This is a genomic window from Variovorax sucrosi (genome assembly GCF_051216635.1).
Lineage (GTDB): Bacteria > Pseudomonadota > Gammaproteobacteria > Burkholderiales > Burkholderiaceae_C > Variovorax.
In genome coordinates, this window is the sequence record NZ_JBPJZU010000002.1 from 495,217 (window position 1) to 507,420 (window position 12,204).

A 12,204-nucleotide genomic window follows, 5' to 3' on the forward strand; every position below is an offset into this window, starting at 1 on the left:
CACGCGCGCCGCGGTGCGCGCTACTTCACCTGCTGCTTGCCGAGCTTGCGCGCCAGCGTGCGGCGATGCATGCCCAGGCGGCGCGCAGTCTCGGAAATGTTGAAGCCCGTCTCGGCCAGGGTCTCGTGGATGCGCTCCCATTCGAGCGTCTTGATCGACGTCGAGCGATTGGTGAGCACGACCTGCGTCGTGCCCTCGGCGCGACCGAAAGCGGCCTCGATGTCGTCGGTGTTCGACGGCTTCGCGAGGTAATGGCAGGCACCCAGCTTGATCGCCTCGACCGCCGTCGCGATGCTCGCGAAACCGGTCAGCACCACGATCAGCATGTCGGCGTCGTGCGCATGCAGGCGCTGCACGCAGGCCAGGCCCGAGGCCTCGCCGCCGAGCTTCAGGTCGACCACCGCATAGCCGGGCGAATCGGCGGCCCGCAACAGTGCGTCCATGTCTTCGAGGCTGGCCGCATGCACCACGGCGTAGCCGCGCCGCTCGAAGGAGCGGCCGAGCGTGCGTGCGAAGGCCGCGTCGTCCTCGACGATCAGCAGCCGGCGCGCGGGCACCGCCTCGGGATCAACTTGCATTCGGTTCCTCTTCTTCCAGGATGACGGCAGACAGCGGCAGCGAGATGCGCACCCGCGCGCCGCCTTCGGCGAGGTTGTGCGCCGTCACGTTGCCGCCGAGCGTGCGCAGCACATTGACGACCAGGAACAGCCCCAGCCCGCCGCCCGGGCGCCCCTTGCTCGACTGGTAGGGCTTGCCCAGCTGAGGGAGCATGTGCGGCGCGAAACCGGTGCCGGCGTCGGTCACCGTGACCACCAGGTGCTCGTCGAGCCGTTCGACCCGCATCTCCACCCGCTTCGGCGATGCCTCCAGCGCATTGTCGAGGACGTTGTGGATCGTCTGCTTCAGCGCCGAGTCGGAGACCATGGGCAGGTCGGGGCCGAAGTGGTTTTCGTAGACGAAGGAAACCACCGGACGGCTGTCGCGCCACTCCTGCGCCAGGCCGTCGAGGAAGGTGATGACCGTGGTCGCGGCAGACGATTCCCCGCGCGCCTCGCCCGCCGACAGCAGGATGCCGCTGACGATGGTCTTGCAGCGCTTGAGCTGCGCCTGCATTTCGTCGACTTCCTGCAGCAGCTCGGGGTTCGAGGTGAATTCGGGCATGCGCTTCCAGTCGCCGAGGATTACCGACAGCGTGGCCAGCGGCGTGCCGAGCTCGTGCGCGGCCCCCGAGGCGAGCAGCCCCATGCGCACGATGTGTTCTTCTTCCGCCGCGCGCTGCCGCAGGCCGGCCAGCCGCGCGTCGCGCGCACGCAGGTTGGCGTTGATGCGCGTGATGAAGACCAGCAGCAACGACGCGTTGAGCGCGAAGCACAGCACCATGCCCTGGATGTACGGGCTCGCCAGGCCGCGGCCGTGGTCGAGCGGAAGCGCCAGTGGCCGCGAGAAGAGCGCGAGGCCGGTCAGGCACAGGCCGGTGATCACGACCAGCGTGGCGCTCGACCAGGCCTCGAGCAACACCGCCCCGAGAATCACCTGCAGCAGGTAGAGCGAAACGAAGGGGTTGGTGGTGCCGCCGCTCAGGTACAGCTGCGCCGTGAGGATGGCCACGTCGACCAGCATCGCGACGAAGAGCTCGGTGTTGCTTGCCTCGCGCCCGGTACGCCAACGCAGCAGGCTCGCGACGTTGAAGGCCATCAGGGCAGCCAGCACGAGCAGCATCTGCTCCAGCGGCAGCGGAATGCGAAAGCCGTAGTGCACCACCTCGATGGTGACGATCTGGCCGAACACGGCCAGCCAGCGCAGCTGGATCAGCTGCTGCATGTTCTTCAGCCCGGTCCGGTCACCCGGCTCGGCCCCGAGGTTGTCGGCGGGCCACATGCCGGGCAAACCCGCCGGGGCCTCAGTCTTGCGCAGCATCCTTGCTTTCGGAATCGATGGAGCGGGCATTCTCCCCAATGTGGCGGCGCCGCAGCCGGCGCTCTTCGCGCGCGACGTAGGCAGCGGCCAGCGCCACCATCAAGGCCAGCCCGAACCAGGTCACGGCGTAGACGAAGTGGCTGTTGGGGAATGCGATGACGGTGAGCCCGCCGACCGGCCAGGTCTCGGGCGGGCCGGCGTCGGCGTCGACAAAGTACGGCGCCACGGTGCCGAGCCCGCGCGCCGCCGCGATGGCTGGCAGCTCGCGCGAGAACCAGCGGTTGGCGATCGGGTCGTTGCCCCGCGGGAAGAAGCCGTTGCGCTCACTCATGCGCAGGAAGCCGGTGACAGTCACGGTGCCGATCGGCACCCCGCCGCGCGAGGCGGGGTCGCGTTGCTCCGGCGGGACGAAACCGCGGTTGACCATCACCAGGCTGCCATCGGCGACACGCAGCGGCGTGAGCACCCAGAAGCCAGTGCCGATGGCCGTGGAGGCCTGCACCAGCGTCTCGCGGTCGTGCAGGAAGGCGCCGACGACCCGGACGCGGCGGTATTCGTCGTGGTTGGCATCGACCTGGGGCCACGCAGCCTGCGCCGGTGCATCGACCGGCGCGGCGTGAATGCGCTGGGCGACGCGCTCGATCAGGTCGAGCTTCCAGGCGCGGCGCTCGACCTGCCAGATGCCCAGGGCGACGAAGCCGCAGAAAACGAGAAGCGCCAGAAACGCCAACGCGGCCAGGACGGCCGCGGAGCGCGGGCCGCGTTCTGCGGCCGGGTCGGCTTGCGGGTGCAAGCTCAAGGCATGTTCTTCATGTCGTGCAGCGACGGCATCATGTTGTAGTTGAGGTGGTACATCACCCACAAGGAGCCGGCCAGCGTAATCACCACGAGCACCAGCGTGAAGATCAGCGCCAGCATCGACCAGCCGCCTTCGACCTTGGTGTTCATGTGCAGGAAATAGATCATGTGCACCACGATCTGGACCGCAGCGAAGCCGAGGATGACGAAGGCGGTGGTGCTCGAGCTCTCGAACACCTTGCCCATCACCAGCCAGAACGGGATGACCGTGAGGATGACCGACAGGATGAAGCCGATGCTGTAGCCCTTGAGGGTGCTGTGCGGCACGCCCGCATCTTCGTGGTGATCGCCGTCGTGGCCGTGGCTGTCGTGGCCGTGCGTGTCGTGACCTGCGCTCATGGCAGCACTCCCATCAGATAGACAAAGGTGAAGACGCCGATCCAGACCACGTCCAGGAAGTGCCAGAACATCGACAGGCACATCAGACGGCGGCGATTTTCCATGGTGAGGCCATGGCGCGACACCTGCACCATCAGCGTGACCAGCCAGATGATGCCGAAGGTGACGTGCAGGCCGTGGGTGCCGACCAGCGTGAAGAAGGACGACAGGAAGGCGCTGCGCTGCGGCACCGCGCCTTCATGGATCAGGTGGTGGAACTCGTACAGCTCCAGCCCGATGAAGGCCGCACCGAACAGGCCGGTGATCGCCAGCCACACGAGCACTTGCCTGATCTGCTTCTTCTGCATCGCGATCATGGCGAAGCCATAGGTGATCGACGACAGCAGCAGCATCGAGGTGTTGAGCGCGACCAGCGGCAGGTCGAACAGGTCGGCGCCCGAGGGGCCCGCCGCGTAGCTGCGGCCCACCACCGCATGCACCGCGAACAGGCAGGCGAAGATGAGGCAGTCGCTCATCAGGTAGAGCCAGAAGCCCAGCAGCGTGCCGTTCTCCGGATGGTGGTCGCCAGGGACGTAGAAGCGCTGGTTGTCGGGCGCGTGGACGTCGCCCGAATGCAGGGTGGCGGCGGTATCAGACATGGCTGGCAAGGAGACGAGTGCGGGCGCCTTCGGTGCGGATGACTTCGTCCGCATCGATGTGGTAGTCGCGCTTGTAGTTGAAGGTATGGAAGATGGCGGTGCCGATCAGCAACACGAAACTGAGCACGGCCAGCGGCCACATGTGCCAGATCATCGCGAAGCCGAAGACGGTGCTCAGGCCGGCCAGCACAATGCCCGCCCAGGTGTTCTTGGGCATGTGGATCGGGCGGAAGCCCTGCAGCGGACGCTCGTAGCCCCGTTGCTTCATGTCCGACCAGGCGTCGTTGTCATGGATGACCGGCGTGAACGCGAAGTTGTAGGCCGGCGGCGGTGACGAGGTCGACCATTCCAGCGTGCGGCCGTTCCACGGGTCCCCCGTGAAGTCACGCAGCGATTCGCGGCGGCGGTAGCTCACCACCAGCTGGATCAGGAAGGACGCGATGCCCAGCGCGATGAGGAAGGCGCCGAAGGCGGCGATCTGGAACCAGATCTGCAGCGACATGTCCTCGAAATGGCTCACGCGGCGCGTGACGCCCATCAGGCCGAGGATGTACAGCGGCATGAAGGCCATCCAGAAGCCGATCAACCAGAACCAGAAGGACATCTTTCCCCAGAACGCATCGAGCTTGTAGCCGAAGGCCTTCGGGAACCAGTAGTTGATGCCGGCCATGAGGCCGAACAGCACGCCGCCGATGATCACGTTGTGGAAGTGGGCGATCAGGAACAGGCTGTTGTGCAGAACGAAGTCGGCCGGCGGCACGGCCAGCAGCACGCCCGTCATGCCGCCGATCACGAAGGTGACCATGAAGCCGATGGTCCAGAGCATCGGCACTTCGAAGCGGATGCGGCCGCGGTACATCGTGAAGAGCCAGTTGAAGATCTTCGCCCCGGTCGGGATCGAGATGATCATGGTCGTGATGCCGAAGAAGGAATTGACGCTGGCGCCCGAGCCCATCGTGAAGAAGTGGTGCAGCCACACCAGGTACGACAGGATGGTGATCACCACCGTGGCGTAGACCATCGACGCGTAGCCAAACAGGCGCTTGCCCGAGAAGGTCGAGACGATTTCGGAGAACACGCCGAACAGCGGCAGGATCAGGATGTAGACCTCGGGGTGGCCCCAGATCCAGATCAGGTTCACGTACATCATGGCGTTGCCGCCGAAATCGTTGGTGAAGAAGTTCGTGCCGACGTAGCGGTCGAGCGACAGCAGCGCGAGCACCGCGGTCAGCACCGGGAAGGCGGCCACGATCAGCACGTTGGTGCAGAGCGACGTCCAGGTGAACACCGGCATCTTCATCAGGCCCATGCCGGGCGCGCGCATCTTCACGATGGTCGCGAGCAGGTTGATGCCCGAAAGCAGCGTGCCGACCCCTGCGATCTGCAGCGACCAGATGTAGTAGTCGACCCCGACGTCGGGGCTGTGCAGGATGCCCGAGAGCGGCGGGTAGGCCAGCCAGCCGGTGCGCGCGAACTCGCCCACGAAGAGCGAAGCCATCACCAGCACGGCGCCGCTGGCGGTCATCCAGAAGCTGAAGTTGTTGAGGAAGGGGAAGGCCACGTCGCGCGCGCCGATCTGCAGCGGCACCACGTAGTTCATCAGGCCCGTCACCAGCGGCATGGCGACGAAGAAGATCATGATCACGCCGTGGGCGGTGAAGATCTGGTCGTAGTGGTGCGGCGGCAGGAAGCCCTGGTTGTCGCCGAAGGCCATCGCCTGGTGCAGCCGCATCATGATGGCGTCGGCGAAGCCGCGCAGCAGCATGACGATGCCGAGGATCATGTACATGATCCCGATCTTCTTGTGGTCGATGCTGGTGAACCAGTCGCGCCACAGCACGCCCCACACCTTGAAGTAGGTGAGCGCGGCCAACAGGCCGATGCCGCCGAGCGCGACGGCCGCGAAGGTCGCCAGGAGGATCGGGTCGTGCAGCGGGATGGCTTCCCAGCTGAGTTTGCCGAAGATGAGCTTCGTGAGGTCGAGTGATTCGAACATGGAGATCCGGGAAAACAATTACAGCGGCTGCGTGGCAGCGGGCACGGAAAGCGGGAAGGCATCCACCGGATCGTTCACCGAGCACATGGCCCCCACGTAGGTGCGGGCGCGGCCCAGCTCGGCGTTGGTCAGGCCCTGGCGGGCGCGCGTGGCAGCGTCCATCGAGGCCACGTTGAAGGCACCGGGCATGCCCTGGCCACCGTTGGCGTCGATCGCCATCATGTCTTTCATGCACATGCGGTTGGCTTCGACGCAGCGGTTCAGGATGGCGTCGTACAGGCCGGGCGCGACCGTGGCGAAGCGGCGCACCGGGTCGCGCTCGCTCGGCTTTTCCAGCTGCAGGTAGGCGCCGCGGGTGAGTTCGCCACCGGCCGCCTTGTTGCGCTGCACCCACTTGTCGAAGTCGGCGTCGTTCAGTCCGTGAAACTTGAAGCGCATGCCCGAAAAGCCGGCACCGCTGTAGTTGGCGGAGAAGCCTTCGTACTCGCCCGGCTTGTTGATGACCGCGTGCAGCTTGGTTTCCATGCCGGCCATGGCGTAGATCTGGCCGGCCAGCGCGGGGATGAAGAAGGAGTTCATCACCGTCGACGAGGTGATCTTGAACTGGATCGGCCGGTCGACCGGGGCGGCCAGCTCGTTGACCGTGGCGATGCCCTGCTCGGGGTAGAGGAACAGCCACTTCCAGTCGAGCGCCACCACCTCGACCACCAGCGGCTTGGTGTTCGCCGGGATCGGGCGCTGGGCGTCGATGCGCGCCAGCGGGCGGTACGGGTCGAGCGTGTGGGTGCTGATCCAGGTCAGCGCGCCCAGCGCGATGATGATCAGCAGCGGCGCGCCCCAGATGGCGAGTTCGAGCTGGGTCGAGTGGTCCCAGTCGGGCGAATAGGTGGCTTCCTTGTTCGACTGGCGGTATTTCCAGGCGAAGAACAGCGTCATCGCGATCACCGGCACGATGATCAGCAGCATCAGCACCGTCGAGATGACGATCAGCCGCCCCTGCTGCGACGCGATGTCGCCGGACGGATTGAGCAGCACCATGTTGCAGCCGGCCAGCAAGCTCAGCGGCAGCAGGAACAATACGCGCGGAATCTTGAAGGAAGGCATGCCAGGGAAAGGGAGCTTGTGATGGGGCGAGAAGCCTGCGAATCTACGCCGATCGAGGCCCGACCGGCATTGGACGTTTTGTCCTACGGCATCGGAGGTCTCCTGGTGCAAAATTTGGGCCGAATGCAATGTGCGTTCGACCGAAGTCGGCTGCGACGTCCATTTTCCGAAGTTCCTGTAGGCATCCCATGACAACGTCCTCCATCGCACAACCAGGGGGCCAGCCCGGCCAGAACGGCACCGCCACCGGCCGCGACATCGCCCATGCCGTCGGCGGCGACACCGAACACGTCGACCCGAGCGACATTGCCGTCGGTGTGGTGATCGGCCGCGCTTCCGAATATTTCGACTTCTTCGTCTACGGGATCGCGTCGGCGCTGGTGTTCCCAGCGATCTTCTTCCCCTTCGCCGACCGCCTGACCGGAACGCTCTACGCGTTCACGATCTTTGCGCTCGCCTTCATCGCACGCCCCTTCGGCACTGCGCTGTCGATGGCCATTCAGCGCCGTTACGGCCGCGAAGCCAAGCTCACCGCCGCGATCTTCATGCTCGGCACCGCGACCGCGGGCATCGCCTTCTTGCCGACGTACGAGAGCATCGGCGTGTCGGCCATCGTCCTGCTGGCGGTCTTCCGCATCGCCCAGGGCATCGCGCTGGGCGGCAGCTGGGATGGCCTGCCGTCGCTGCTGGCGATGAGCGCCCCGCAGAACCGGCGCGGCTGGTACGCCATGCTCGGCCAGCTCGGCGCACCCTTCGGCTTCCTGACGGCAGCGACCTTGTTCGCCTATCTGACGGCCAGCATCCCGGCGGAAGACTTCCTGTCCTGGGGCTGGCGCTACCCCTTCTACGTCGCCTTCGCCATCAACGTCGTGGCCCTGTTCGCCCGCCTGCGCCTGGTCGCAGCCACCGAATATTCCAAGCAGCTGGACGAGCGCGAGCTCGAACCCACCGGCATCGTCGAGCTCGCGCGCGCCCAGGGCGCCAACATCCTCATCGGCGCCTTTGCGGCTTTGGCCAGCTACGCCCTCTTCCACATCGTGACGATCTTCCCGCTGTCGTGGATCACCCTCTATTCCGATCAGTCGGTGAGCCAGTTCCTGGTGATCCAGGCCATCGGTGCCTGCCTGGCCGCGCTGGCGATGGTCGCCTCCGGCAAGATCGCCGACCGCATCGGCCGGCGCCGCACGCTCGGCTCACTGGCGGTGGCGATCGCGGTTTTCAGCGGCTTCGCGCCGACGCTGCTGGACGGTGGAACCATCGGGCAGGACACCTTCATCCTGGTCGGTTTCGTCCTGCTGGGCCTGTCCTATGGCCAGGCCTCGGGCACCGTGACGTCGAACTTCGCCGCCCGCTTCCGCTACACCGGTGCGGCCCTCACGGCCGACGTGGCCTGGCTCATCGGCGCGGCCTTCGCGCCATTGGTGGCGCTCGGTCTGTCGGCGCACTTCGGTCTGGGTTACGTCAGCGTCTACCTGCTGTCGGGCGCGGCCTGCACGCTCACCGCGCTGTGGGTCAACCGGACGCTCGAGCAGCGGGACTGAATTGCGCCGCTGCGGGCGAGGTCGACTGGCGGCGCACCCGGCCCGTTTACTCCGCCTCGATGCCCGCCGCTTTCACGATGCGGCCCCACTTCGTCGACTCGGCCGTCTGAAACTTCGCCAGTTCCTCGGGCGAGGTGGTGAAGACCTCGGTACCCGTCGGCTCGTAGAAGGCGGTCTTGGCGGCCTCGCTCTTGGCAGCCTTCACCATCAGTTCGTTCAGGCGCTTCACCACCGCCGGCGGGGTCTTCGCGGGGGCGTAGGCGGCGAACCAGTAGCCCATTTCGTAACCCTTCACGCCGGCCTCGGTGATGGTGGGCACCTCGGGCGCCAGCGGAGAGCGGCTGGCGCCCGACACGCCGAGCGCGCGCAGCTTGCCCCCCTTGACCTGCGGCAGGCCGGTCGCGGTGTCGGTGATCATCATGTGGATCTGGTTGCCCAGCAGGTCGGTCACCGCCAGTGTGTTGCTCTTGTACGGCACGTGCAGCAGCTTGATGTCGGCCATCTGCTGCAGCAGTTCACCGGCCATGCGGCTGGACGAGCTGCCGCTGCCGAAGCTGTACTTGCCCGGCTCCTTCTTGGCCAGCGCGACGAACTCCGCCACCGTCTTCGCGGGAAATGACGGGTTCACCACCATGATCTGCCCGCCCTTGCCCAGGCCGGTGATCGGCGAGAAATCCTTCACCGGGTCGTAGGGCAGCTTCTTGTAGAGGTGCTCGTTGGCGGCGTGCGTGGTGTTGGTGGTGATCAGCACCGTGTAGCCATCGGCCGGCGCCTTGGCCGCGAATTGCGATGCGATGAAGCCGCTGGCGCCGGCGCGGTTGTCGATCACCACCGACTGCTTGGTTTCCGCGGTGATGCCGTTGCCGATGGCGCGGGCGATCTGGTCGGTCGCGGTGCCGGCGGCGAAGGGAACGACGAAGGTGATGGGCTTGTCCGGGAAGGCCTGCGCCTGCGCCAGAAGCGGTGCCAGCGCAAGGGCGGCGGCAGCGAGCGCGATGGACGGGTTGCGGTTCATGTCTGTTGTCTCCAGGGTTGTGAGAGGGAATCAGCCTTCGGATGGGCCGGCGAGAAAAGGTTGCAGATCGAGCGGCACCACGATCGGCAGGTCGAGCAGCAGGAAGGACAGCGACTTGCCGTGCGTGTCGAGGTTGAGCGCGTCGTTCACGCCGCCATCGAGCACCGCATCGAGCACGAAATTCATCGCCTCCAGGGTCGGCAGCAGAAAGCGCTGCACCCGGCTCGGCGCGCGATGGCGGAACTGCGCCGCCACCGCCTCGGGCGTGACCTGCTCGACCAGCAGCGGCCAGAGCGCCGAGTGCCAGGCGATCACGCTGATGTTGGACCGGTCGCCCTTGTCGCCGGTGCGGCCGTGGGCGGCGCGGTAGAGCGGAACGGTGATCGTGGTCATGCGGTGGTCTCCACCATGGCGAAGCCGACTGGCACGCGTTCGCGCGGCAGCAGGCAGGAGATGGTGTTGAGCCGCGGCGTGAGCAGGCTGCGCACGCCGCCCCCGCCAGCAGGGCCGCAGGTGTAGAGCGCCATCACCTCGCGGCCGACGCGCTCGGCTTCGGCCCGGTCGGCGTGCGTGGCGGCCACCCGCAGCCGCACATCGCGCGCGCCGTTGTCGGGCGTGGCCGCGAGCGCGCGGCCGGCGTCGTCGGCCAGGATGCTGATGGCGCCGATCAGGTCGACGCGCAGGCGCAGGCCCGTCAGCCGGCTGCGCAGCACCTCCGCCGCAATGCGCGCACGCGCCTCGGCGCGCGGACCGGCATAGGAGATCTCGCCCTCGGCCAGCCAGCCGCCTTCATGGCAGACGTTCACCTTGTAGTGCGTCGGCCGCGCATGGCCGCGCACGCCGCTCAGCGCTACCCGGTCGTCGCCGATGCGCCGCACCTCGGCCTCGGCGATGTCGGCCACCACGTCCGGGGTCAGGTAGGCGGCCGGGTCATGCACCTCGTAGAGCAGTTGCTCCTTCACCGTGGCCTCCGTCACGAAGCCACCGGTGCCCTCGGACTTGCCGACGGTGCAGCGGCCATCGACCCCGATCTCCGCGATCGGGAAGCCGACCTCGGCGAGGCCCGGCACGTCCTTGTAGCCCGGATCGGCGAAGTAGCCCCCGCAGACCTGGGCACCGCATTCGAGGAGGTGCCCGGCCATGGTGGCGCGGCCCAGCACGTCCCAGTCGTCGGCGGCCCAGCCGAAGTGCGACATGGCCGGCCCGACGGTGAGCGAGGGGTCGGCGACGCGGCCGCACACCACGATGTCGGCGCCGGCATCGAGCGCGGCGGCGATCGGCTCGGCACCGATGTAGGCGTTGGCGCTGACGAGCTTCAGCCCGTCCATCGCCGTGCCCAGCGCCTCGCGCAGCAGGGCCTGGTGGGCCGGCGACGACAGGTCGTCGCCTTCGACCACCGCGATGCGCGGCGCCGGCTGGCCGAGCTCGCGCGCCATGCGGGCGATGTGGCGCGCCGCCGCACGCGGGTTGGCGGCGCCGAAGTTGCTCACGATGCGGATCCCGTGCGTCAGGCAGCGGGCCAGCACCGGCCGCAGCATCGCGTCGAGCAGCGGCTCGTAGCCGGCCTCCGGGTCGGCGCGCCGGCGCAACTGCGCCAGCGCGAGGGTTCGCTCGGCCAGGGTTTCGAAGATGAGGAAGGCGCGCTGGCCGGCCGGGCCGGCGGCAAGCCGAGCGATCAGCGTGTCGACCACCGGGCCGGCCGCATCGGTCCGGTCGCCGGAAAAGCCGGCGGCGCAGCCGATCAGCAGCGGTGGGGGCGCAATGGCCTGAAGCGTCATGGCTCGTCTCTCGTGTATGCGATGAATGTAGGTCGACCCAGCCCATCCGTAAAATCGAAACTTCGGATCGATTCATTTGAAAGACGGATCACGCCATGAAAACACCCGACCTCTCGACACGGCAGCTGCGGGCCTTCGTGGCCCTGGCCGAACAGCGGAACTTCACCCGCGCGGCCCAACTGTGCCACCTCTCGCAGCCGGCGTTCAGTGCGTTGATCCGCACCCTCGAGGAGTCGCTCGGCGCGCGTCTGTTCGACCGCGACACGCGCAGCGTGCAACTCACACCCGAGGGGCGGCTGTTCGAGGGCGCGGCGCAGCGGCTGCTCGACGACATGCGCGGTGCGATCAGCGACCTGGCCGACCATGTGGAGCGCCGCAAGGGCCGGGTCCGGGTGGCCGCCCTGCCCTCGCTGGCGGCCGGCTGGCTGCCCGCGGTGTTCGCCGAGTTCATGGCCACCTGGCCGGGCATCACGGTCGGCCTGGACGATGCGCTGTCGGACGCCTGCATCGCGCGGGTGCGCAGCGGCGAGGCCGACTTCGCGCTGGCGTCGGCGGGCAACGGCACCGCGGCGGCCAGCGACCTGCGCAGCCGCAAGCTGTGCAGCGACCGCTTCCATCTGGTGTGCCGGGCCGACCATCCGCTGGCGGCCGAGACGCGCCTGAGTGCCCGCAAGATCGCGCCCTACCCCTTCATCCAGATGGCGCGCCACAGCAGCGTGCGCCAGTCGCTCGATGCGGCGCTGCATCCGCTGCGGCTCAACGCGGTGTTCGAGGTCGAGCATCTCGCCACCGTCATGGGGCTGGTCGAGGCGGGCCTGGGCATCAGCGTGGTGCCGGCGCTGACCTTGTTCCATTTCCGCCGCGACACGCTGGTGACGCGGCCGCTGCCGGTGCCGGGGCTGATGCGCACGGTCTATCTGGTGCAACGGCGCGAGGGCAGCCTGTCGGTGGCGGCACAGGGCTTGCACGACCTGATCGTCGCGCGGCTCGGCAAGCTGGCGCTGCCCTGAAGCAGCCG

At 67.4% G+C, this 12,204-nt stretch carries 12 protein-coding genes; 2 read left to right on the forward strand and 10 right to left on the reverse strand.

What is annotated here, in order from left to right:
* Nucleotides 1-20: 20 nt before the first annotated feature.
* The 7 genes from ACSFBE_RS05390 to cyoA are packed head-to-tail and all read right to left on the reverse strand — an operon-like array spanning nucleotide 21 to nucleotide 6,852.
* Nucleotides 21-578 carry a response regulator transcription factor gene (locus ACSFBE_RS05390; RefSeq protein WP_435489344.1) on the reverse strand — a complete coding sequence of 186 codons (558 nt, stop codon included), beginning with the start codon at nucleotides 576-578 and terminating at the stop codon, nucleotides 21-23.
* Complete coding sequence (locus ACSFBE_RS05395; protein WP_435489345.1) at nucleotides 568-1,917, reverse strand: ATP-binding protein; 1,350 nt, start codon at nucleotides 1,915-1,917, stop codon at nucleotides 568-570. The genes ACSFBE_RS05390 and ACSFBE_RS05395 overlap by 11 nt, the downstream gene beginning before the upstream one ends.
* Entirely contained in the window at nucleotides 1,901-2,716 is an 816-nt protein-coding gene (locus ACSFBE_RS05400) for an SURF1 family protein (RefSeq protein ID WP_435489346.1), read from the reverse strand. The genes ACSFBE_RS05395 and ACSFBE_RS05400 overlap by 17 nt, the downstream gene beginning before the upstream one ends.
* On the reverse strand, nucleotides 2,713-3,114 hold the full coding sequence (gene cyoD / locus ACSFBE_RS05405) for a cytochrome o ubiquinol oxidase subunit IV (protein ID WP_435489347.1): 402 nt from the start codon (nucleotides 3,112-3,114) through the stop codon (nucleotides 2,713-2,715). Before cyoD ends, ACSFBE_RS05400 begins: the two co-directional genes overlap by 4 nt.
* Nucleotides 3,111-3,752, reverse strand: coding sequence for a cytochrome o ubiquinol oxidase subunit III (cyoC, locus tag ACSFBE_RS05410; protein ID WP_435489348.1), 642 nt, complete (start codon nucleotides 3,750-3,752; stop codon nucleotides 3,111-3,113). Before cyoC ends, cyoD begins: the two co-directional genes overlap by 4 nt.
* Nucleotides 3,745-5,748 (reverse strand): cytochrome o ubiquinol oxidase subunit I, encoded by a 2,004-nt coding sequence (cyoB, locus tag ACSFBE_RS05415; RefSeq protein ID WP_435489349.1) that lies wholly within the window; start codon nucleotides 5,746-5,748, stop codon nucleotides 3,745-3,747. The genes cyoC and cyoB overlap by 8 nt, the downstream gene beginning before the upstream one ends.
* A gap of 18 nt (nucleotides 5,749-5,766) precedes the next feature.
* Nucleotides 5,767-6,852, reverse strand: coding sequence for a ubiquinol oxidase subunit II (gene cyoA / locus ACSFBE_RS05420; RefSeq protein WP_435489350.1), 1,086 nt, complete (start codon nucleotides 6,850-6,852; stop codon nucleotides 5,767-5,769).
* Between the two features lie 188 nt (nucleotides 6,853-7,040).
* On the opposite strand from cyoA, the gene ACSFBE_RS05425 reads away from it, so the two are divergent.
* On the forward strand, nucleotides 7,041-8,393 hold the full coding sequence (locus ACSFBE_RS05425) for an MFS transporter (RefSeq protein WP_435489351.1): 1,353 nt from the start codon (nucleotides 7,041-7,043) through the stop codon (nucleotides 8,391-8,393).
* A 46-nt stretch (nucleotides 8,394-8,439) separates the two neighbouring features.
* Here ACSFBE_RS05425 and ACSFBE_RS05430 read toward each other — a convergent pair whose 3' ends face one another.
* From ACSFBE_RS05430 to ACSFBE_RS05440, 3 genes are read right to left on the reverse strand one after another with little or no spacing between them, the layout of a single operon-like run.
* Complete coding sequence (locus ACSFBE_RS05430; protein WP_435489352.1) at nucleotides 8,440-9,408, reverse strand: Bug family tripartite tricarboxylate transporter substrate binding protein; 969 nt, start codon at nucleotides 9,406-9,408, stop codon at nucleotides 8,440-8,442.
* A gap of 30 nt (nucleotides 9,409-9,438) precedes the next feature.
* The gene (locus tag ACSFBE_RS05435; RefSeq protein ID WP_435489353.1) at nucleotides 9,439-9,801 is read right to left on the reverse strand and encodes an AtuA-related protein; all 363 of its coding nucleotides are present in this window, start codon (nucleotides 9,799-9,801) and stop codon (nucleotides 9,439-9,441) included.
* A complete protein-coding gene (locus ACSFBE_RS05440) occupies nucleotides 9,798-11,186 on the reverse strand; it encodes an acyclic terpene utilization AtuA family protein (protein WP_435489354.1) in 1,389 nt (462 codons plus the stop codon). The genes ACSFBE_RS05435 and ACSFBE_RS05440 overlap by 4 nt, the downstream gene beginning before the upstream one ends.
* Nucleotides 11,187-11,281: 95 nt before the next feature.
* On the opposite strand from ACSFBE_RS05440, the gene ACSFBE_RS05445 reads away from it, so the two are divergent.
* Nucleotides 11,282-12,196, forward strand: coding sequence for a LysR family transcriptional regulator (locus ACSFBE_RS05445; protein ID WP_435489355.1), 915 nt, complete (start codon nucleotides 11,282-11,284; stop codon nucleotides 12,194-12,196).
* The last annotated feature ends 8 nt before the right edge of the window (nucleotides 12,197-12,204 follow it).

What these genes read in the sequence shown, in the direction of transcription:
- ACSFBE_RS05445 (WP_435489355.1), top strand. Translation starts at nt 11,282, where the DNA reads ATGAAAACACCCGACCTCTCGACACGGCAGCTGCGGGCCTTCGTGGCC.
- cyoC (WP_435489348.1), bottom strand. Translation starts at nt 3,752, where the DNA reads ATGTCTGATACCGCCGCCACCCTGCATTCGGGCGACGTCCACGCGCCC.
- ACSFBE_RS05440 (WP_435489354.1), bottom strand. Translation starts at nt 11,186, where the DNA reads ATGACGCTTCAGGCCATTGCGCCCCCACCGCTGCTGATCGGCTGCGCC.
- ACSFBE_RS05390 (WP_435489344.1), bottom strand. Translation starts at nt 578, where the DNA reads ATGCAAGTTGATCCCGAGGCGGTGCCCGCGCGCCGGCTGCTGATCGTC.
- cyoB (WP_435489349.1), bottom strand. Translation starts at nt 5,748, where the DNA reads ATGTTCGAATCACTCGACCTCACGAAGCTCATCTTCGGCAAACTCAGC.
- ACSFBE_RS05435 (WP_435489353.1), bottom strand. Translation starts at nt 9,801, where the DNA reads ATGACCACGATCACCGTTCCGCTCTACCGCGCCGCCCACGGCCGCACC.
- ACSFBE_RS05395 (WP_435489345.1), bottom strand. Translation starts at nt 1,917, where the DNA reads ATGCTGCGCAAGACTGAGGCCCCGGCGGGTTTGCCCGGCATGTGGCCC.
- ACSFBE_RS05430 (WP_435489352.1), bottom strand. Translation starts at nt 9,408, where the DNA reads ATGAACCGCAACCCGTCCATCGCGCTCGCTGCCGCCGCCCTTGCGCTG.
- cyoD (WP_435489347.1), bottom strand. Translation starts at nt 3,114, where the DNA reads ATGAGCGCAGGTCACGACACGCACGGCCACGACAGCCACGGCCACGAC.
- cyoA (WP_435489350.1), bottom strand. Translation starts at nt 6,852, where the DNA reads ATGCCTTCCTTCAAGATTCCGCGCGTATTGTTCCTGCTGCCGCTGAGC.
- ACSFBE_RS05425 (WP_435489351.1), top strand. Translation starts at nt 7,041, where the DNA reads ATGACAACGTCCTCCATCGCACAACCAGGGGGCCAGCCCGGCCAGAAC.